Origin of the sequence: Delftia sp. WSY_7 (genome assembly GCF_043104845.1) — a bacterium.
GTDB lineage: Bacteria > Pseudomonadota > Gammaproteobacteria > Burkholderiales > Burkholderiaceae_C > Comamonas > Comamonas tsuruhatensis.
This window is the reverse complement of sequence record NZ_JBICLB010000014.1, coordinates 157049-175489: the sequence shown is the minus strand read 5'-3', so window position 1 is coordinate 175489 and position 18441 is coordinate 157049. Positions and strand designations below refer to the sequence as shown.

The 18441-nt window shown below is 70.0% G+C and carries 18 protein-coding genes; 13 read left to right on the top strand and 5 right to left on the bottom strand.

Translation table 11 applies throughout. From position 1 onward, the window contains the following. Positions 1 to 39: 39 nt before the first annotated feature. Positions 40 to 1533, top strand: coding sequence for a PLP-dependent aminotransferase family protein (locus ACF8ME_RS07060; RefSeq protein WP_043821562.1), 1494 nt, complete (start codon positions 40 to 42; stop codon positions 1531 to 1533). Here the strand turns inward: ACF8ME_RS07060 and ACF8ME_RS07055 are convergent. Further along, the gene (locus ACF8ME_RS07055; RefSeq protein WP_392415873.1) at positions 1502 to 2083 is read right to left on the bottom strand and encodes a peroxidase-related enzyme; all 582 of its coding nucleotides are present in this window, start codon (positions 2081 to 2083) and stop codon (positions 1502 to 1504) included. The two genes, ACF8ME_RS07060 and ACF8ME_RS07055, sit on opposite strands and share 32 nt — an antisense overlap. A gap of 120 nt (positions 2084 to 2203) precedes the next feature. Further along, positions 2204 to 3130, bottom strand: a complete 927-nt coding sequence (locus ACF8ME_RS07050) for a LysR family transcriptional regulator (protein ID WP_244388090.1) — start codon at positions 3128 to 3130, stop codon at positions 2204 to 2206. A gap of 133 nt (positions 3131 to 3263) precedes the next feature. On the opposite strand from ACF8ME_RS07050, the gene ACF8ME_RS07045 reads away from it, so the two are divergent. Beyond that, positions 3264 to 4166, top strand: coding sequence for an alpha/beta fold hydrolase (locus tag ACF8ME_RS07045; protein ID WP_026061995.1), 903 nt, complete (start codon positions 3264 to 3266; stop codon positions 4164 to 4166). Between the two features lie 113 nt (positions 4167 to 4279). On the opposite strand, the gene ACF8ME_RS07040 is transcribed toward ACF8ME_RS07045, so the two are convergent. Beyond that, the gene (locus ACF8ME_RS07040) at positions 4280 to 4540 is read right to left on the bottom strand and encodes a hypothetical protein (RefSeq protein WP_392415825.1); all 261 of its coding nucleotides are present in this window, start codon (positions 4538 to 4540) and stop codon (positions 4280 to 4282) included. A 15-nt stretch (positions 4541 to 4555) separates the two neighbouring features. On the opposite strand from ACF8ME_RS07040, the gene ACF8ME_RS07035 reads away from it, so the two are divergent. Further along, positions 4556 to 6064: a YdgA family protein gene (locus ACF8ME_RS07035; protein ID WP_392415822.1), complete on the top strand. Its 1509-nt coding sequence runs from the start codon at positions 4556 to 4558 to the stop codon at positions 6062 to 6064. A 40-nt stretch (positions 6065 to 6104) separates the two neighbouring features. Here the strand turns inward: ACF8ME_RS07035 and ACF8ME_RS07030 are convergent, their stop codons facing one another. Beyond that, complete coding sequence (locus ACF8ME_RS07030; protein ID WP_016451548.1) at positions 6105 to 6893, bottom strand: IclR family transcriptional regulator; 789 nt, start codon at positions 6891 to 6893, stop codon at positions 6105 to 6107. 127 nt (positions 6894 to 7020) lie between these two features. Between ACF8ME_RS07030 and ACF8ME_RS07025 the strand changes: the two genes are divergently transcribed. The 9 genes from ACF8ME_RS07025 to ACF8ME_RS06985 all read left to right on the top strand — a co-directional run bounded on the left by ACF8ME_RS07025 (position 7021) and on the right by ACF8ME_RS06985 (position 15616). Beyond that, positions 7021 to 8022, top strand: a complete 1002-nt coding sequence (locus ACF8ME_RS07025; protein ID WP_392415820.1) for a Bug family tripartite tricarboxylate transporter substrate binding protein — start codon at positions 7021 to 7023, stop codon at positions 8020 to 8022. 78 nt (positions 8023 to 8100) lie between these two features. After that, positions 8101 to 9036 (top strand): amidohydrolase family protein, encoded by a 936-nt coding sequence (locus ACF8ME_RS07020; protein ID WP_392415818.1) that lies wholly within the window; start codon positions 8101 to 8103, stop codon positions 9034 to 9036. Further along, positions 9033 to 10031, top strand: coding sequence for a Bug family tripartite tricarboxylate transporter substrate binding protein (locus tag ACF8ME_RS07015; protein WP_392415816.1), 999 nt, complete (start codon positions 9033 to 9035; stop codon positions 10029 to 10031). The genes ACF8ME_RS07020 and ACF8ME_RS07015 overlap by 4 nt, the downstream gene beginning before the upstream one ends. A 48-nt stretch (positions 10032 to 10079) precedes the next feature. After that, the gene (locus ACF8ME_RS07010) at positions 10080 to 10766 is read left to right on the top strand and encodes a hypothetical protein (protein WP_016451551.1); all 687 of its coding nucleotides are present in this window, start codon (positions 10080 to 10082) and stop codon (positions 10764 to 10766) included. Continuing rightward, positions 10763 to 11695, top strand: coding sequence for an NAD(P)-dependent oxidoreductase (locus ACF8ME_RS07005; RefSeq protein WP_392415815.1), 933 nt, complete (start codon positions 10763 to 10765; stop codon positions 11693 to 11695). Before ACF8ME_RS07010 ends, ACF8ME_RS07005 begins: the two co-directional genes overlap by 4 nt. 70 nt (positions 11696 to 11765) lie before the next feature. After that, entirely contained in the window at positions 11766 to 12770 is a 1005-nt protein-coding gene (locus tag ACF8ME_RS07000; RefSeq protein WP_070080455.1) for a tripartite tricarboxylate transporter substrate binding protein, read from the top strand. Between the two features lie 39 nt (positions 12771 to 12809). After that, a complete protein-coding gene (locus ACF8ME_RS06995) occupies positions 12810 to 13766 on the top strand; it encodes a tripartite tricarboxylate transporter substrate binding protein (protein WP_016446265.1) in 957 nt (318 codons plus the stop codon). Positions 13767 to 13770: 4 nt separating this feature from the next. Next, positions 13771 to 14670, top strand: coding sequence for an amidohydrolase family protein (locus tag ACF8ME_RS06990; protein WP_392415813.1), 900 nt, complete (start codon positions 13771 to 13773; stop codon positions 14668 to 14670). Positions 14671 to 14692: 22 nt separating this feature from the next. Beyond that, positions 14693 to 15616 carry an SMP-30/gluconolactonase/LRE family protein gene (locus tag ACF8ME_RS06985; protein ID WP_016451554.1) on the top strand — a complete coding sequence of 308 codons (924 nt, stop codon included), beginning with the start codon at positions 14693 to 14695 and terminating at the stop codon, positions 15614 to 15616. Between the two features lie 57 nt (positions 15617 to 15673). Here the strand turns inward: ACF8ME_RS06985 and ACF8ME_RS06980 are convergent, their stop codons facing one another. Then, positions 15674 to 16213, bottom strand: coding sequence for a PadR family transcriptional regulator (locus ACF8ME_RS06980; RefSeq protein WP_016446262.1), 540 nt, complete (start codon positions 16211 to 16213; stop codon positions 15674 to 15676). A 160-nt stretch (positions 16214 to 16373) separates the two neighbouring features. Here ACF8ME_RS06980 and ACF8ME_RS06975 point away from each other — a divergent pair, with 160 nt between their 5' ends. Further along, entirely contained in the window at positions 16374 to 18395 is a 2022-nt protein-coding gene (locus ACF8ME_RS06975) for an NADPH-dependent 2,4-dienoyl-CoA reductase (RefSeq protein WP_061288150.1), read from the top strand. Positions 18396 to 18441: the final 46 nt, after the last annotated feature.

Sequence of the window (18441 nt, the reverse complement as noted above, 5' to 3'; positions counted from 1 at the left end):
ATAAGCAGAATCCAAGAAAACTGACCTGTACAGATTGGCATGCCCACCACCAACGAACCCTTGCCCCAGTACCGCCGCATTGCCCAGGCCCTGCGCCAGACGCTGGCCTGCGGCGCACTGCGCCCCGGCGACAGGCTGATCTCCGCCCGCAGCCTGGCCGAGCGCGAACAGGTCAGCCTGCCCACCGCACTGGAGGCGCTGCGCTGCCTGGAGGCCGAGGGCCTGATCGTGGCGCGCCCGCGCTCGGGCTACTTTGTGCGGCAGGCAACCGGCGGCGCGGCGCTGCAGGCGTCCCGCCCGTCGTCGCGTCCCGTGCCCGTGACCCTGTCGGCCCTGGCGCGCTCGCTGTTCAGCAGCCCCGACACGCGCCTGATCCCGCTGGGTGCGGCATTGCCCGATCCGGCCTGGCTGCCCACGGCCCGGCTGCAGCGCGCGCTGCAGACCGCCGGGCGCCGCCTGGACGCGCACGGGCAGACCTACAGCATGCCGCCGGGCCGCGCCGACCTGCGCGGCCAGATCGCGGCCCGGGCCGCGCAATGGGGTGCGCGCTTCGGCCCCGACGACCTGGTCCTGACGGCAGGCGCCACCCAGGCCGTGCGGCTGGCCCTGCGCGCCGTGTGCAAGCCCGGCGATGTCGTGGCCGTAGAGCGGCCCGCCTATTTCGGCAGCCTGCTGCTGCTGGAGGACCTGGGCCTGAAGGCGCTGGAGATTGCCACCGATCCCCGCGAAGGCCTGCTGCTGGAGCCGCTGGCCGAGGCCATTGCCCGCCACCGGCCGGCTGCCGTGCTGGCATCGCCCACCGTGCAGAACCCGCTGGGCGCCAGCATGCCGGTGGAGCGCAAGCAGGCCCTGGTGGCGCTGCTGGAGCGGGCGGGCATTCCCTTGATCGAAGATGATGTCTATGGCGACCTTGCCGGAGACGGCCAGCGCCCGCCGGCCTGCAAGGCCTTCGACGGCAGCGGCAACGTGCTGTATTGCGGCTCGGTGTCCAAGACCCTGGCGCCGGGCTGGCGCGTGGGCTGGATTGCGGCGGGTCGCTTCCATGCCCAGGTGCTGCAGGTGCGCCTGGCGGGCGACTGGGCGGGTGCGCCGCTGCTGGAAGCCGCCGTGAGCGAGGTGCTGGCCAGCGGCGACTACGACCGGCACCTGCGCCGTCTCAAGTCCCGCGTGCAGGCCGGGGTGCAGGCCGTCACGGCCAGGGTCGAGGCCAGCTTTCCGCCCGGCACCCGCGTCTCGGCCCCGCGCGCGGGCTTTCTGCTGTGGGTGGAACTGCCGCGCCAGGTCAATGCACTGGAGGTGCACCGCCGCGCGCTGGAGCTGGGCATTGGCGTCAGCCCCGGCCCGCTGTTCTCATCGCGCTCGGACCTGCCCAACCACCTGCGCCTGAACTGCGCCAACGAGCCCACGCCGCGCCTGCTGGGGGCCGTGGGGCAGGTGGGGGAGATATGCCGGGGTTTGGTCGAGGGTGCTGCGGCGCGCCAGGGGGCACAGGTCGGCCAGCCTACTTCTTCTCGCGCGGCACGCGCCCCATGAGGAAGAATTCGGGATTGGGTTGCATGCCGGCAAAGCTGGCCATGCGGTTGGACAGGCCGAAGAAGGCGGTGATGGCGGCGATGTCCCAGATGTCCTCGTCGTCGAAGCCATGCGGGTACAGCGCCTCGAAGTCGGCCTCGCAGATTTCATGGCTGCGTTCGCAGACCTTCATGGCGAAGTCCAGCATGGCGCGCTGGCGGGCGCTGATGCCGGCCTTGCGGTAGTTGACCGCCACCTGGTCGGCCACGTAGGGCTGCTTTTCGTAGATGCGCAGGATGGCGCCGTGGGCCACCACGCAGTACAGGCACTGGTTGGCCGCGCTGGTGGTGGTGACGATCATCTCGCGCTCGCCCTTGGTCAGGCTGCCTTCTTCCTTGAGCATGAGGGCATCGTGGTAGGCGAAGAAGGCGCGCCACTCGGCAGGGCGGCGCGCAAAGGCCAGGAAGACGTTGGGAATGAAGCCTGCCTTTTCCTGCACTTCAAGGATGCGGGTGCGGATGTCCTCTGGCAGGCTGGACAGTTCGGGCTGGGGGTAGCGGGCGGTGGCCATGTGTCTTGTCTCCTGGGTGTGGTGGTTGTCGTTGCGGTCCATGTTCGCATGGCCTGCGCTGCGCGGGGTGAACGCGCATGACAGCCTGCCTGCCGCCGAGGTTGCAGATTGCGCACGGGCTCAGGCGGGCGCCATCTCCGGCTCAGGCCGTTGTGCAAACCAGTCGCCCAGAAAGCCGGTGAGCGCGCGGATCCGGGCCGACATCTCGCTGCGCGTGGCGTGCACCAGGTAGATGTCGGCCGCAGGCAGCTGCCATTGGGGCAGGACCTCGCGCAGCGCGCCTGCGGCCAGCGGCGCGGCCACGTCCCAGAGCGAGCGCTGCAGGATGCCGTGGCCGTCCAGTGCCCAGGTCAGGGCTGCAGCGCCATCGTTGGTGCTCATCACGCCGTTGACCTTGATGTTGTGCTCGCTCAGGCCCTGGCGCGTGCGCCGGCTCAGGCGCCAGCTGCCATAGGTTTCGTCGCTCTCGCGGATCACGATGCAGCGGTGGGCCTGCAGGTCCGCAGGCTGGCGTGGCTCGCCATGGGCGTTGAGGTAGGAGGGCGCGGCGCACAGCACGCGGCGGTTGGGCAGCAGCAGGCGGGCGGTGAGGCCGGAGTCGGGCAGGGCGCCAAAGCGCACCACGGCGTCAAAGCCCTGCTCGACCAGGTTGACGGGCCTGTCCGTCAGGTGCAGCTGCACTTGCACCTCGGGATAGGCGCGCGCAAAGGCCGACAGCGCGGGCGCCAGCCGCTGGCGGCCAAAGCCCAGTGTGCAGGCAATGGACAGCGGGCCGCGCGCCGTGGCGCGCGTGCCCGAGATGCTGCGCTCCAGCGCCTCCAGGTCGGCCAGGATGCGCGCGCCGTCCAGCAGGTAGGCTTCGCCCTCGGGCGTCAGGTGGATGCGCCGTGTCGTGCGCTGCAGCAGGCGCACGCCCAGGCGCCGCTCCAGCAGGGACAGGCGGCGGCTGACGGCGGGCGGCGTCACGCCCATCTGCTGGGCCGCGGCGGCCAGGCTGCCTTCGCGGATCAGCAGCGAGAAGAAACGCAGGTCGGAAAAGCCGTCCATGGTGGATGCGGTGGATGGTTGATTCGTAAATTGAACTGATGGATCAATGCAATATTTTGCTATTTATGCAGCCTGGTTTACTGATTAGCATGGCAGGCTGACAGTCATGAACAACGTAGAAGGAATCTCCGGGATGCACACAGATCCATGGATGCCGGGCCTGCGCCAGCAGCGCATCACGGTCGATGACGGGGTGGAGATCAACGCCTGGGTGGGCGGCCAGGGGCCGGCCCTGCTGCTGGTGCACGGCCACCCGCAGACCAGCGCCATCTGGCACCGCGTCGCGCCCCGGCTGGCGCAGCAGTTCACCGTGGTGCTGGCCGACCTGCGCGGCTATGGCGACTCCTCGCGCCCGGCCGGCGATCCCGAGCATGTGAGCTACAGCAAGCGCACCATGGCCCGCGACCTGCTGCGGTTGATGGCGCGGCTGGGCCATGAGCATTTCAGCGTGCTGGCGCATGACCGGGGCGCGCGCGTGGCGCACCGGCTGGCCATGGACTATCCCGCCAGCGTGCAGCGTCTGGTGCTGCTGGACATTGCGCCCACGCTGGCCATGTACGAGCAGACCGGCGAGGCCTTTGCGCGCGCCTACTGGCACTGGTTCTTCCTGATCCAGCCCGCGCCGCTGCCCGAGCGCCTGATCGAGGCCGACCCCGCCGCCTATGTGCGCGAGATCATGGGCCGGCGCAGCGCCGGCCTGGCGCCCTTCGATCCCCGGGCGCTGGCCGAGTACCAGCGCTGCCTGGCGCTGCCGGGCAGCGCGCACGGCATGTGCGAGGACTACCGCGCCTCGGCCGGCATCGACCTGGACCATGACCGCGAGGACCGCCGGCTGGGGCGCAGGCTGTCCATGCCGCTGCTGGTGCTCTGGGGCGAGGAGGGCGTGGTGCACCGCTGCTTCGATCCGCTGCGCGAGTGGCAGCTCGTGGCCGACGATGTGCGCGGCCGGCCGCTGGCCTGCGGGCACTACATTGCCGAGGAGGCGCCCGACGCACTGCTGGACGCGGCCCTGCCATTTCTGTTGCAGGCCGGGTGAGTGCGGTCATTGCTGGCTTTCGGGACTGCATTCAGGCAAGCCGGCAAAAAAGGGAAAAGAGGGCAAAGGTGCATTCGCACCATATCTGCGGAGACATAGCGTTCTCCATGGATTCAATTGGTATGCCAATCGTGTCCGGAAAAGGTAAGCAATTGAAAAAAACCGCATGCCTGCTGCCCGCATGCAATGCCCAGGTCCCAATCCTTGAAAGCCGCTGGAGACAAGGCCTGGCAAGGGCTGGGCAACGCCTTGCGCCCATAGGGGACCGCCGCACAAGGTGCAGGCGGGCCAATGCGCAGCCCATTGCCGATGCATGGTGAAACGCCGAACTGATACAGTCGCGCGGCCCGCCCGAGGGGGAGGGTCTTATTCATCACGGGATATTCACAATGAGCAACAAGAAAACCGCAGTGGCTGCTGCCGTGGCATTGGCCGTCGTGGCCTATGGAGGAACCACCTGGTATACGGGCCAAAGGGCCGAGTCCGGCTACAAGGATGCCGTGGCCGAATTGCGCAAGGTGCTGGGCGAGAAGGCCGTCGTGACCGACGAATACCACAAGGGATTCCTGTCGTCCCAGGCCAAGCTGGTGCTGCAGTGGCCTGCGGCTGGCGAGGCCGATGCGCCCGCCGCTGCAGACGCCGGCGCAGAAGCCGCCCCCAAGCCCGTGCGCCTGGTGGTGGACACCACGGTGCGCCACGGCCCGCTGGCCGGTGGCCGCCTGGCGGCAGCGGTGTCGGAGACGCGCTTTGCGCTCGACGGCCTGGACGAAAAGAGCCGCCAGACCCTGGCCAAGGCTGTCGCTCCCACGCTGACCAGCGTGCACCACTTCACGGGCGGCCAGGATGTGCGCCTGCTGCTGCCCGCCGGCGAGCTGGGGGACCAGGAAGTCACCATGCGCTGGCAGGAAATGGTGCTGGACACGGCCCTGGGCGGTGGCAGCGTCAAGGGCACCTGGCGCTGGCCCGAGGTGGCCCTGCTGGGCCTGCCCAGCCGCGACAAGTCCATGGGCGTGGAAGAGGAAGAGGGCGAGGAGGAGGAATCCGACAACGACGAGGCCATCGCCGCCCAGCCGGCCGCAGCGCCGGTGGAGCGCACCAGCATCGTGCTCACGGGCCTGGAAAGCAGCTTCGAGAACAAGGTCATCGACGGCCTGTGGGGCCTGGGCCCCGGCAAGGCCAGCGTGCGCATCGCCCGCTTCGGCATGAGCAGCACGCCCGCCGAAGGCGGCGAGGCCAAGACGCTGCTGGACCTCAAGAACGTGGACGGCAGCTCGGTCATCGAGTCCGACAAGACCACGCTGGGCATGACCACCCAGGTCAAGGGCACGGGCCGTATCGGCCCCATCGATTTCGAGTCCGTGGGCTACGAGGAAAAGATCCAGCGCCTGGACATCGAGGCGCTGCGCGGCTTCCAGCGCGTCATGGTCGAGGGCTACCGCAAGGAGGGCCTGGCCAAGGCACTGGAATCGCTGGAAGAGCAGGGCATGGGCGTGCTGATGCAGAACGCCCCGCGCCTGGTGGCGGCCCTGCCGGCCTACTCCATGAAGCTGCAGGCCACCTACCAGGGCCAGACCGGCCACCTGGAGTACGGCGCCGAAGTGCAAAGCGCGCCCACGCAGGAGCAGGTCGCCCAGGCCGGCTGGATGCCGGCGCTGCTCAAGACCTCGGCACTGCAGGCCAATGCCAGCCTGCCCAAGGCCTGGCTGGAGCCGCTGATCAAGGCATCGGGCAAGCCCGATGTCTCGGCCGAGGATGTGGAAGGCATGCTGGGCATGGCCCAGGCCACGGGCTATGCCCGCCTGGAAGGCGACAAGCTGGTCAGCGCGCTCAAGATGCAGGCCGGCCAGGTCACGCTCAACGGCAAGCCCATCGCCCTGCCCATGGGCGCGCTGCAGTAAGCGGCCATCCACCTTCGGGGCGTCGCCCCGGAAGGTGGTCTCAGGGATGCCACTGGCTGGCGCGCACCACGGGGGCCTGTGTGCTGGCGCTGCCCGCCAGCGCATAGGACAGCTGGTTGGCCGCCGCCACCACCGTCTGCGCCATGGCTTCCAGCCGGGCCTCGGGCAGGCGCGATGCCGGCCCGGAGATGCACACCGATCCCATCAGCCGCCAGTGCATGCCGAACACCGGCGCCGACACCGTGGCCACGCCCTGTTCGCGCTCGCCGATGGACCAGTGGTAGCCGCGCTGGCGGATCTGCTCGTACACCGGCCCCGGCTCGCCTGAAAACGCCAGGATCACGCGCCCCGGCGAGCCCTGGTCCAGCGGCAGCCCCTCGCCCATGCGCGCATGGTGGCGCAGCGCCTGCGGCCCTTCCACGCGCACGAGGCAGGTGCGCACATTGCCTTCGCGCACATAGAAGGCCGCGCTCTCGCCGCTGGCCTGCGTGAGCGCGCGCAGCGCGGGCTCCAGCACGTTCTGCACATCGAAGCCCGCCTGGTAGCGCGCACCCAGCCAGCCAGCGGCCGGGCCCAGGCGCCAGTCCCCATCGTCCCTTTGCACCATGAAGCCCGACTGCGCCAGCGTGCGCGCCAGCCGCAGCACCGTGGTCTTGTGCAGCGCGCAGCGCCGGCTCAGTTCCGCCAGGGACAGGTGCGACTCCCCGAGGGCGAAGGCGCCAAGCAGCTGCAAGGCACGCGTGACGGCGATGACGCCGCCGTCCTTGGCCGCGCTGGCCTTGTCATCGGGTGGCTGCGCCGGGGAAGGGGTGCTGGGGGGCTTGTTCATGGTGCAAGGCATGCAATTGGTTGCGCTGTATGAAACGGCATTGTATGGGTTGAAACGTTTTCATAAAGTTCGTCCCACGCACCGCAGCCATGCGGGCGTTGGACACAACAAACGGAGACAAACCGCCATGCCGATTCCCTCGCTTTCGCGTTGCCTCAACGCACGCCTTCTTGCCGTCCTGGTCGGCGTTGCCGCCATCGTGCCCATGGGCGCTGCCCAGGCCCAGGACGCCTATCCCCGCAAGCCCATCCGCCTGGTCGTGCCGTTCCCGCCCGGTGGCGGCACGGACATGATTGCGCGCACCGTGGCCCAGCGCCTGGCGGACCACAACAAGTGGACCGTGGTGGTGGACAACCGGCCCGGCGCAGGCGGCAACCTGGGCGTGGATGCCGTGGCCAAGGCCGCGCCGGACGGCCATACCCTGGTCATGGGCCAGACCAGCAACCTGGCCATCAACCCCTCGCTGTACGCCAGGCTGCCCTATGACCCGCTGAAGGACCTGGTGCCCGTGGCGCTGGTGTCTTCCGCGCCCATCGTGATGGCCGCGCCCGCCAACTCGCCCTACAAGACCTTTGACGACCTGGTCAAGGCCGCCAAGGCCAAGCCCGACGGCCTCACGCTGGGCTACTCGGGCAACGGCACGGTGGCGCACCTGGCCGGCGAACTGGCCGAGAACGCCGCCGGCATCAAGCTGCGCCATGTGCCCTACAAGGGCGCAGCCCAGGCCATGACCGACCTGGTGGGCGGGCAGATCGATTTCTACATGTCCGCCGTGCCCACGCTGCTGGGCCAGGTGCGCAACGGCAAGCTGCGCGCGGTGATGGTCACCTCGCTCAAGCGCTCCGACCAGCTGCCGCAGACGCCCACGCTGGCCGAGTCGGGCTACAAGGACTTCGAGGCCGTCACCTGGTTCGGCGTGCTGGCCCCGGCCGGGACGCCCCAGGCCATCGTGCAGCAGCTGAACAAGGCCATCAACGACGCGCTGCTGGTGCCCGAGGTGGCCGAGAAGCTGCGCTCCGAAGGCGGCGAGGTGCTGGGCGGCTCGTCCGAGAAGTTCGCCGCGCTGCTGCGCGCCGAGGTGCCGCGCTGGGCACGCATCGTCAAGGACTCGGGCGCCAGCCTGGACTGAGCCCGGGGGCAGGGGCGCCAGCCCTTTCGCTTCCTTCTCGCTCCCACCTCCTTTCCTTTCCTCCATCGAGATCTCGCCATGGACTGCGACAGCCTTGCCGTGCCCGTCCGTTTCTCGCAGGGCAGCGCCCGGCCCCGTGCCACGCTGCCCCCGGATGCCTGCGACTGCCATGTGCATGTCTATGACGGCCGCTACCCGGCAACCCCGGGCGCGCGGCTGCTGCCGCCCGATGCCTCGGCCGGCGACTACCGCGCGCTGCAGCGGCGCCTGGGCACCTCGCGCTGCGTGCTGGTCACGCCGTCCACCTACGGCAGCGACAACCGCTGCATGTTGGATGGGCTGGCCGCCCTCGGCCCGCAGGCGCGAGGCGTGGCTGTGATCGATGGCAGTGAAAGCGATGACCAGCTGCAGCGCCTGCACGGCCTGGGCGTGCGCGGCGTGCGGCTGAACCTGTCGCTGGGCGTGACGGGCACGGCCGAGATGCTGATGCCGCTGGCCCGCCGCATCGCGCCGCTGGGCTGGCACCTGCAGCTGCTGATGGCGCCGGACCTGCTGGCGTCGCTGGCCGGCGTGCTGCGGCAATTGCCGGTGCCGCTGGTGTTCGACCACTTCGGCCGCATCGCCCCCGAGCAGGCGGGGCGCCATGCGGGCCATGCGCTGCTGCTGGAGCTGCTGGAGGGCGGCAGGGCCTGGGTCAAGTTGTCCGGCGGCTACATCGTCAGCGCGCTGCAGTCGGTCGAAGACCCGGCGCTGGATGCCCTGGCCGCCAGCTATCTGCGCTGCGCGCCCGAGCGTGTGCTCTGGGGCAGCGACTGGCCGCATGTCAGCGCCTCGGCAGGCATGCAGCCCCTGCCCGATGACGCCCGCCAGATCGACCGCCTGGCCGACTGGACCGCCCGTGCCGGCGGCGCCGCCACGCTGCAGCGCGTGCTGGTGGACAACCCCCGGGCGCTGTACGGCTTCGAGACGGCAGCGCCGACATCGCTTTGCACACAAGCAGGAGACAAACCATGAACACCTTCCATCCCGCGCGCCGCGCCCTGCTGGCCGCAGGCGGCGCCGCCCTGCTGGGGCCGCTGTGCAGCCCCGCCGCCCAGGCGCAGCCCGCATGGCCGGCAGGCAAGCTCATCACCTGGGTCGTGCCTTACCCGCCCGGCGGCAGCACCGATGTGCTGGGCCGCCAGGTGGCACTGCAACTGGGCAAGGCCCTGGGCAGCACCGTGATCGTGGACAACCGCGCGGGCGCCACGGGCACCATCGGCGCGGCCTATGTGGCCAAGGCTGCGCCGGACGGCCACACGCTGCTGGGCACCTCCATCGGCCCGCAGGCGATCGCGCCCCACCTCATGGGCAAGCTGCCCTATGACCCGATTGCGGGCTTCGAGCCCGTCATCACCATCGGCACCATTCCCCATTTGCTGGTGGTGGGCGCGGCCCAGCCCTTCCAGTCGGTGGCCGATCTGCTGGCCGCCGCCAAGGCGCAGCCGGGCCAGCTGGCCTTTGCCTCGGGCGGCAGCGGAACCATCTTGCAGATGCAGGGCGAGCTGCTGCAAAGAAAGGGCGGCGTGCGCTTCATCCATGCGCCCTACAAGGGCGACACGCCCGCGCTGCAGGACACGCTGGCGGGGCAGGTGCAGTTCATGTTCGCCCCCGTGGCCGCCGCGCTGCCCCATGTGCAGGGCGGCAAGCTGCGCGCGCTGGCCGTGACCTCGGCGGCGCGCCTGAAGGCCCTGCCTGATGTGCCCACCATGGCCGAGGCCGGCATCGGCGACTTCGTGGTCGAGCAGTGGCAGGCCGTCTTTGCGCCGGCCAGGACGCCGGCCGCCATCGTGCAGCGGCTGAACCAGGAGATCGGCCTGGCGCTCAGGGACCCGGCCGTCGTGGCACTGGCCGAGCGGCTGGGCGTGACCCTGGTCGGCGGCACGCCGCGGCAGTTGGGCGAGCTGCAGAAATCCGACTCCGCCAAGTGGGCCCAACTCATCCGCGAGGCCGGCATCAAGGCCGACTGACGCGCGCACATCTTTCTGTTTTCCTTCACCTCATCTCACTGGACCATCATGAGCCAACTCCCAGAAATCATCCGTGACATAGAGCGCGTGGACGCCCAAGTCGTGCAGCGCGCAGCCGGCTTTCAGGCCGCCATCCTGGCCGACGTGGCGGGCCGCCGCGGCACCATGCATTCGCGCGTGGCGCCCGTGCACCAGGGCATGAAAGTGGCCGGCCCGGCCTTCACCGTCGAGGTGCGTCCCGGCGACAACCTCATGATCCACGCCGCCATTGCGCTGGCCCGGCCCGGCGACGTGCTGGTCATCGACGGCAAGGGCGACCAGACGGCGGCGCTCATGGGCACGCTGATGCTCAGCGCCTGCAAGAAGCTGGGCCTGGCCGGCGTCATCGTGGACGGCGCCATCCGCGACCGCCTGGAGCTGCTGGAGCTGGACTTCCCCGTGTTCAGCGCAGGCTTCAATCCCGCAGGCCCGACCAAGTTCGTACCGGGCCGCATCAACCACGCCATCTGCGCTGGTGGCACGACGGTTCACCCGGGCGACCTGGTGGTGGGCGATGCCGATGGCGTGGTCGTCATCGAGCGCGCCAAGGCACCCGCCATGCTGGAGCTGGCCGTGAAGAAGGTGGCCGACGAGGCCGCCCGCATCGAGGCCATTGCGCGCGGCGACACGGCATCGAAGTGGCTGCCCGCGGCCCTGCGCGCGGCCGGCGTGCTCAAGGAAGGGGAATCGCTGTGAGCACCGTCATCGTCACCGGCGCCGATCTGGCGCCACAGGCCCTGGAGCTGCTGGCCCGGCACGACATCGTCTATGCGGGCAAGACGCCCACCGAAGAGGACCTGGTCGCGCTGTGCCGCGCCCATGATCCCGTGGCCATCATCGTGCGCTACGGCAAGGTGGGCGCGGCCGTGATGGACGCGGCGCCCTCGCTGCGCGTGATCTCCAAGCACGGCAGCGGCACGGACACCATCGACAAGGCGGCCGCCGCCGAACGCGGCATTGCCGTGGTGGCCGCCGCGGGCGCCAATGCGGCGGCCGTGGCCGAGCAGGCACTCGCGCTGCTGCTGGCCTGCGCCAAGTCGGTGGTGGCGCTGGACGCCCGCATGCACGCAGGCCACTGGGACAAGGCCACGCACAAGAGCCTGGAGCTGGGCGGGCGCACCGTGGGCCTGGTGGGGCTGGGCGCCATCGGCCTGCGCTTTGCGCGCATGGCCGATGCGCTGGGCATGCGCGTGATCGGCTTCGATCCCTTCGCAAAGAACCTGCCCGCCTACGTGCAGCCCGTGGACCTGGAAACCATCTGGCGCGAGTCCGACGCGATTTCGCTGCACTGCCCGCTGACCGAGGAAAACCGGGGCATGCTCGGCGCCTCCACGCTGGCGGCCTGCAGGCGCGGCGTGATCGTGGTCAACACCGCACGCGGCGGCCTGATCGACGAGGCCGCGCTGCTGGCCGCCGTGCGCTCGGGCCAGGTGGCGGCCGCAGGGCTGGACAGCTTTGCGGTGGAGCCCATGGTGGCCGGCCACCCGTTCCAGGGCGAAAGGAACTTCGTGCTCAGCCCCCATATCGGCGGCGTGACCGGCGATGCCTACGTGAACATGGGCGTGGGCGCGGCCCGCAATGTGCTGGAGGTGCTGGCCCGCGTGCCTGCGGCGGCCGGCGCCTGAGCCAGGGCAGGGGCGCCGTGCGCGCCCTTGGCCCATGCATGTGCATGCATGTGATTTGAGGAGACAAGCGATGTCGAGGAATTTCCAAGAGGTCCGCCGCCTGGCCTTGCGCGGCGGCCTGCTGGCCGCCGTGGGGCTGGCCGTGCTGGGCGCCCAGCCCGCGCTGGCGCAGAAGGACTATCCGGCCAAGCCCGTGCGGCTGGTCGTGGGCTTTGCGGCGGGCGGCCCCACCGACGTGGTGGCGCGCGCCTTTGCCGACCATGCGGGCAAGGCGCTGGGCCAGCCCTTCGTGGTGGACAACAAGCCCGGGGCCAACACCATACTGGCCGCGCAGGCCGTGGCTGGCGCGCCGGCCGATGGCTATACGCTGCTGTTCGGCGCCACCAACCACAGCATGATCCCGGCGCTGTACCAGGGCCGCGTGAAGTTCGACGTGGTGCGCTCGTTCCGGCCGCTGTGCACGGTGGCCAGCAGCCCCACGGTGCTGGTCGTGGGGCCGGGCATGCCGGCGCGCAACCTGCAGGATTACATGGACCAGGCACGCAGCCGGCCCGGCAGCGTCACGGCCGGCACGGCGGGCATGGGCAGTTCGGGCCATTTCGCCACCGAGATGTTTGCGCGGGCCAAGGGCCTGAAGCTCAACCACGTGCCCTACAAGGGCGCGGCGCCCGTGGTCACGGATCTCATGGGCGGCCAGCTCGACAGCTCCTTCGCCACGCTGGGCTCGGTGCTGCCCCAGGTGCGCAGCGGCAAGCTCACGGCGCTGGCCGTGGCTTCGCCCAGACGCGCGTCCCTGCTGCCCCAGGTGCCCACCTTTGCCGAAGCGGGTGGCGGCGACTACTCGGCCGATGTCTGGTACGGCGTGCTCGCGCCGGCTGGCATTCCCGACGGCGCGGCCCAGGCGCTGGAGCGCGTGGCCGTGGAGTTTGCCAAGAGTGCATCGGCCGCGGACAAGCTGCACGGCCTGGGCATGGATGCCGAGTCGAGCTGCGGCAGCGCCTTCGCGCAGCGCGTGGCCAGCGAAGCGGCCTCCTATGCGCAGATCGCCCGCGAACTGAACCTGAAGGCGGATTGATTCGGCCGCCGCCCCCTCTAAAAAATGTGGAGACAAGCCATGAAATTCCTTGCCAGAACCCTGATCGCGGCCTGCGCCCTGGCCGCCGCCGTGGCCCAGGCCGCCTTTCCCGAGCGTCCCATCACCCTGGTCGTGCCCTATGCGCCCGGCGGCGGCGCCGACGCGGCCGCGCGCCTGCTGGCCACGCGCATGGGCGCGCGGCTGGGCACCAGCATCATCGTGGACAACCGGCCCGGGGCCAGCGGCACGATTGGTGCCAGCCAGGTGGCCAAGGCGCGCGCCGATGGCTACACGGTGCTCTACGACGCCACGCCGTTTTCCATCAACCCGCATCTGTTTGCCAAGCTGCCCTATGCGCGCAGCGCGCTGCAGCCGCTGTCGCTGGTGCTGCTCATGCCCAATGTGGTCGTGGTGAAGGCCGATTCGCCCGTGCGCAGCGTGGCCGACCTGGCGGCCAGGGCCAAGGCGCAGCCGGGCAAGATCAACTTCGCCTCGGGCGGCAGCGGCACGGTGCAGCGCCTGGCGGCCGAGCTGTTCCGCCAGCGGCTGGAGCTGGACATGGTCCATGTGCCCTACAAGAGCGGCGGGCCGGCCATTGCCGATGTGATGGGCGGGCAGGTGGACTTCATGTTCGGCACCATGGCGGCCACCTATCCGCTGGTCACGGGCGGCAAGCTGCGCGCCCTGGCCGTGGCCGCGCCCCAGCGCTCGGCGCGCCTGCCCGATGTGCCCACCGTGTCCGAGACCGTGATTCCCGGCTACGAGGCCTATGAGTGGAACGGCATCTTCCTGCCCACGGGCACGCCCGAGCCCGTGGCCGCGCGCCTGCACCAGGCGCTGTCCGAGGTGCTGCAGGAAGCCGAGGTGCGCCAGCGCCTGAGCGACCTGGGCGCCCAGCCCATGGCATCGACGCCGGCCGAGTTCGCCGCCTTCCTCCAGAAGGAAGACGCCAAGTGGGGCGAGGTGGTGCGCAAGGGCGCCATCGTGCTGGACTGAGCGCATGGGCATGACCGACATCGCCATGGCCGTGCCGCACTCGGCCGGCACGAGCAGGCCTGCGCGCACGCTGCCGCCCCTGGCTTGCGACAGCCACATGCACATCTTCGATGCGCGCTTTGCGCCGTCGCCGCACTGGCCGCGCACGCCTCCGCAGGCCGACGTGGCCATGTACCGTCAACTGCAGCGGCGCCTGGGCACCTCGCGCGCCGTGGTGGTCACGCCCTCGACCTATGGCACGGACAACGCCTGCACGCTGGATGCGCTGGAGCGCCTGGGCGATGATGCGCGCGGCGTGGCCGTGGTCGCCCACGACGTGGCCGATGCCGAGCTGGACCGGCTGGCCACGCACCGTGTCTGCGGGCTGCGCGTGAACTTTGTCTCGCCGCAGTCCTGGGGCGAGACCACGGCCCACATGCTGGTCACGCTGGCGCACCGGGTCGCACGGCTGGGCTGGCATGTGCAGGTCTTCGTGCAGCCCGAACAGCTGGTGGCGCTGGAGCCCGTGCTGGGCGCGCTGCCCGTGCCCCTGGTCGTGGACCACCTGGGTCGCATCGACCCGGCCGCGGGCATGCAGGGCGTGGAGGGCGCGGCCCATGCCGCGCTGCGCCGGCTGCTCGATGGCGGCAATACCTGGGTCAAGCTCTCCGGCGCCTATATGCGTTCATCGGTGGGCGCCCCCTCCTATGCCGACACGCTGCCGCTGGGCCGCGACCTGGTGCGCGCCGCACCCGAGCGCCTGGTCTGGGGCAGCGACTGGCCGCACACCACCGAGGCGCCGGGCTCCGTCGACGATGCCGATCTGGTCGATCTGCTGCAGGCCTGGGCGGGCACGGACGAGGCCATGGACCGCATCCTGGTCGACAATCCAGCGCGCCTGTACGGCTTCAGCGCCATCCCCTGAAATCCCGAGAAAGACAAGCACCATGTTCCTGCTGCAAGCCCCCCAGGTCTGCGAACTCGAATCGTTCACCGCCATGCCCGACGCCCTGCGCCGCCCCGAGCGCAGCGAGTGGGCCGATGCCAACCGGGGCGGCGCCGTCACCGACTCCTTCCTCGAGGGGCCGGTGTTCGACGGCGCCGGCAACCTGTACGTGGCCGACATTCCCTGGGGCCGCGTCTTCCGCATCGATCCGCAAGGCGCCTGGACCCTGGTGGCCGAGTACGACGGCGAGCCCAACGGCATGAAGTTCCTTGACGAGCGCACGCTGCTGATCACCGACTACAAGAACGGCCTGATGTGCCTGGAGGTGGCCACGGGGCGCGTCAGCCCCTATCTGCAGCGGCGCAACAGCGAGCGTTTCAAGGGCGTGAACGACCTGGTCTTCGATGCCGAAGGCAACCTCTACTTCACCGACCAGGGCCAGAGCGGCCTGCACGACCCCAGCGGCCGCCTGTACCGCCTGCGGCCGGACGGCCGGCTGGACCTGCTGCTGGCCAACGTGCCCAGCCCCAACGGCGTGGCGCTGTCGCCCGATGGCCGCGTGCTCTACCTGGCCGTGACGCGCGGCAACTGCGTCTGGCGCGTGCCCCTGCTGCCCGATGGCAGCGTGGCCAAGGTGGGGCAGTTCTTCACCTCCTACGGCCCCAGCGGTCCCGACGGGCTGGCCGTGGATGACCAGGGCCGGCTGCTGGTGGCCAACCCGGGCCTGGGCCTGGTGTGGGTGCTCAACCACCGCGCCGAGCCCGTGCAGGTGCTGCGTGGCGTGCCGGGAAGCTCGCTCACCAACCTGGCCTTTGGCGGCGCGGACCGCCGCACGCTGCATGTGACGGACTCCACGCACGGGCGCATTCTGCGTGCCCGGCTGGAGGCGCCGGGGCTGGCGCTGCACGGCTTGAACAAGGGCTGAGGCGGCCGTCGCGACCTTCTCAGCCGTCTCGGCAGTCTCAGTCGTCGCAACCGTTCCTCAGGGCCTGGCCGGCATGTCCAGGATCTCCCGGGCTTCCTGCAGCAGGCCTATCCACAGCTGCTCCTGCTGTATGCCGGCCTTGAGCACCAGGTGCTGCAGCCGCCGCTCGCGCGTGGGCGGCTTGTCCAGGAAATCGCGCTGCTCCAGGCGCTGGTAGACGTCCAGCTGCGCCTGGTGCAGTGCCAGCAGCCGCTGCACTTCGTCCTGCAGTCCGCAGGGCCCCACCACCGCCTCGGCACGCAGGCGGACCATCCATTCCTCGCGCAGCGGCTTGGGGTCTTCCTGCTCGGCCACCCAGCGCTTGAGCTCCTTGCGGCCCGTGGGCAGGATGCGGTACTGGCGCTTGCGGCCCCGGCCGGATTCGGCGGGCAGGGCCTCTATCCATTGCGCCTCTTCCAGCCGGGCGAGTTCGCGGTAGATCTGCTGGTGCGTGGCGTTCCAGAAATAGCCGATGGAGCGGTCGAAGCGCTCGGCAAGTTCCGAGCCCGAGCAGGGGTGCTCGACCAAGGCAGTGAGAAGGGCGTGTGGCAGGGACATCGGCAACAAAGGGACTGGCGCTGGGCGCCATCTTACGGGCCTGCATGGAGGCGCGGCCAAGCGCTGCAGTCATTTCTGCAATTTTTTGCGCAACCAGTTGCATAAATAAAGGAGGCTGACTACATTCATGCAATCAGTTGCATAAAAAAGCGAGACAGGCATGACCCACTACCCCCACCTGAATGCCGAACTGGACCTGGGCTTCACCACGCTCAGAAACCGCGTGCTCATGGGCTCCATGCACGTGGGCCTGGAAGAGGCGCCCAACGGTTTCGAGCGCATGGCCGCCTTCTACGCCGAGCGCGCGCGCGGCGAGGTGGGCTTGATCGTCACGGGCGGCATCGCCCCCAATGAGCGCGGCCGGCCCATGAAGGGCGGCGCCATGATGGTCAATGAGCACGAGGCGGACCAGCACCGCATCGTCACGCAGGCCGTCCATGCCGAGGGCGGCAAGATCGCCATGCAGATCCTGCACTTCGGCCGCTACGCCTACCAGCCCGGGCTGGTGGCGCCCAGCGCGCTGCAGGCGCCCATCAACCCCTTCGTGCCGCATGCGCTGACGGGCGACGAGGTGGAGCAGACCATCGAGGACTTCGTGCGCTGCGCAGCCCTGGCCCGGCATGCGGGCTACGACGGCGTGGAGATCATGGGCTCGGAGGGCTACCTGATCAACGAGTTCATTGCGGCGCGCACCAACCACCGCGATGACGAATGGGGCGGCAGCTACGCGGGCCGCATGCGCTTTGCGGTGGAGATCGTGCGGCGCACGCGCCAGCGCGTGGGGCGGGACTTCATCATCATCTACCGCCTGTCCATGCTGGACCTGGTGGAGGGCGGCTCCACGCTGGAGGAAGTGATCGCGCTGGCCCAGGCCATCGAGGCCGCGGGCGCCACGCTGCTGAACACGGGCATAGGCTGGCACGAGGCGCGCATCCCCACCATCGCCACCAAGGTGCCGCGCGCCGCCTATGCCTGGGTCACGCAGCGCGTGATGGGGCAGGTGGGCATCCCGCTGATCACCTCCAACCGCATCAACACGCCCGAGGTGGCCGAGCGCCTGCTGGCCGAGGGCTATGCCGACATGGTCTCCATGGCCCGGCCGCTGCTGGCCGATGGCGACTTCGTACGCAAGGCACGCCAGGGCCGGGCCGACGAGATCAACACCTGCATTGCCTGCAACCAGGCCTGCCTGGACCATACCTTTGGCGGCAAGATCACCTCCTGCCTGGTCAACCCGCGCGCCTGCCATGAGACCGAGCTGGTGATTGCGCCCGCGCCCGCCGCCAAGCGCATCGCCGTGGTGGGCGCCGGCCCGGCGGGCCTGAGCTTTGCCGTCACCGCCGCGCAGCGCGGCCATGCGGTGACGCTGTTCGATGCGGCCAGCGAGATCGGCGGGCAGTTCAACATTGCCAAGAAGGTGCCCGGCAAGGAGGAGTTCCACGAGACGCTGCGCTACTTCCGCCGCCAGCTGGAGCTGGGCGGCGTGGCGCTGCGACTGGGCCACCGCGTGGAGGCTGCCCAGCTCATCGAGGGCGGCTATGACGAGATCGTCCTGGCCACGGGCATACGGCCGCGCCTTCCCGCCATCGACGGCGTGGACCATCCCAAGGTGCTCGGCTACCTGGACGTGCTGCAGGGCGACAGGCCCGTGGGCGAGCGCGTGGCCATCATCGGCGCGGGCGGCATCGGCTTCGATGTGGCCGAGTACCTGACCCATGCCGGCGACAGCGGCGCCGTGGCGCCCCGCAAGTTCTATGCGGAGTGGGGCATAGACACGGACTACGCCCAGGCCGGCGGCCTGGCGCAGCCGCAGGCCCAGCCCTCGCCGCGCCGCGTGCACCTGCTGCAGCGCAAGTCCACCAAGGTGGGCGACCAGCTGGGCAAGACCACGGGCTGGATACACCGTACCTCGCTGAAGGCACGCAGCGTGGCCATGGGCTCGGGCGTGGCCTATGAGCGCATCGACGACGCCGGCCTGCACATCACCGTGGACGGCCAGCCGCAACTGCTGGAGGTGGACAACGTCGTGCTCTGCGCGGGCCAGGAGCCGCAGCGCGAGCTGCATGCGGCCCTGAGCGCGGCGGGCTGCAGCGTGCACCTGATCGGCGGCGCCGACGTGGCGGCCGAACTCGACGCCAAGCGCGCCATCCTGCAAGGCACCACGCTGGCGGCCAGCCTTTGAGGGCGCCGCCCGATTCCGTTTTCCACCTCAACCACCAGGAGACAAG

Bases quoted from the DNA above. Each gene is read 5' to 3' on its own strand.
- ACF8ME_RS07035 (WP_392415822.1), top strand. From the start codon at position 4,556: ATGAGCAACAAGAAAACCGCAGTGGCTGCTGCCGTGGCATTGGCCGTC.
- ACF8ME_RS06980 (WP_016446262.1), bottom strand. From the start codon at position 16,213: ATGTCCCTGCCACACGCCCTTCTCACTGCCTTGGTCGAGCACCCCTGC.
- ACF8ME_RS07020 (WP_392415818.1), top strand. From the start codon at position 8,101: ATGGACTGCGACAGCCTTGCCGTGCCCGTCCGTTTCTCGCAGGGCAGC.
- ACF8ME_RS07060 (WP_043821562.1), top strand. From the start codon at position 40: ATGCCCACCACCAACGAACCCTTGCCCCAGTACCGCCGCATTGCCCAG.
- ACF8ME_RS06975 (WP_061288150.1), top strand. From the start codon at position 16,374: ATGACCCACTACCCCCACCTGAATGCCGAACTGGACCTGGGCTTCACC.
- ACF8ME_RS07000 (WP_070080455.1), top strand. From the start codon at position 11,766: ATGTCGAGGAATTTCCAAGAGGTCCGCCGCCTGGCCTTGCGCGGCGGC.
- ACF8ME_RS07055 (WP_392415873.1), bottom strand. From the start codon at position 2,083: ATGGCCACCGCCCGCTACCCCCAGCCCGAACTGTCCAGCCTGCCAGAG.
- ACF8ME_RS07010 (WP_016451551.1), top strand. From the start codon at position 10,080: ATGAGCCAACTCCCAGAAATCATCCGTGACATAGAGCGCGTGGACGCC.
- ACF8ME_RS06990 (WP_392415813.1), top strand. From the start codon at position 13,771: ATGGGCATGACCGACATCGCCATGGCCGTGCCGCACTCGGCCGGCACG.
- ACF8ME_RS07025 (WP_392415820.1), top strand. From the start codon at position 7,021: ATGCCGATTCCCTCGCTTTCGCGTTGCCTCAACGCACGCCTTCTTGCC.
- ACF8ME_RS07045 (WP_026061995.1), top strand. From the start codon at position 3,264: ATGCACACAGATCCATGGATGCCGGGCCTGCGCCAGCAGCGCATCACG.
- ACF8ME_RS06985 (WP_016451554.1), top strand. From the start codon at position 14,693: ATGTTCCTGCTGCAAGCCCCCCAGGTCTGCGAACTCGAATCGTTCACC.
- ACF8ME_RS07050 (WP_244388090.1), bottom strand. From the start codon at position 3,130: ATGGACGGCTTTTCCGACCTGCGTTTCTTCTCGCTGCTGATCCGCGAA.
- ACF8ME_RS07030 (WP_016451548.1), bottom strand. From the start codon at position 6,893: ATGAACAAGCCCCCCAGCACCCCTTCCCCGGCGCAGCCACCCGATGAC.
- ACF8ME_RS07040 (WP_392415825.1), bottom strand. From the start codon at position 4,540: ATGAATAAGACCCTCCCCCTCGGGCGGGCCGCGCGACTGTATCAGTTC.
- ACF8ME_RS07015 (WP_392415816.1), top strand. From the start codon at position 9,033: ATGAACACCTTCCATCCCGCGCGCCGCGCCCTGCTGGCCGCAGGCGGC.
- ACF8ME_RS06995 (WP_016446265.1), top strand. From the start codon at position 12,810: ATGAAATTCCTTGCCAGAACCCTGATCGCGGCCTGCGCCCTGGCCGCC.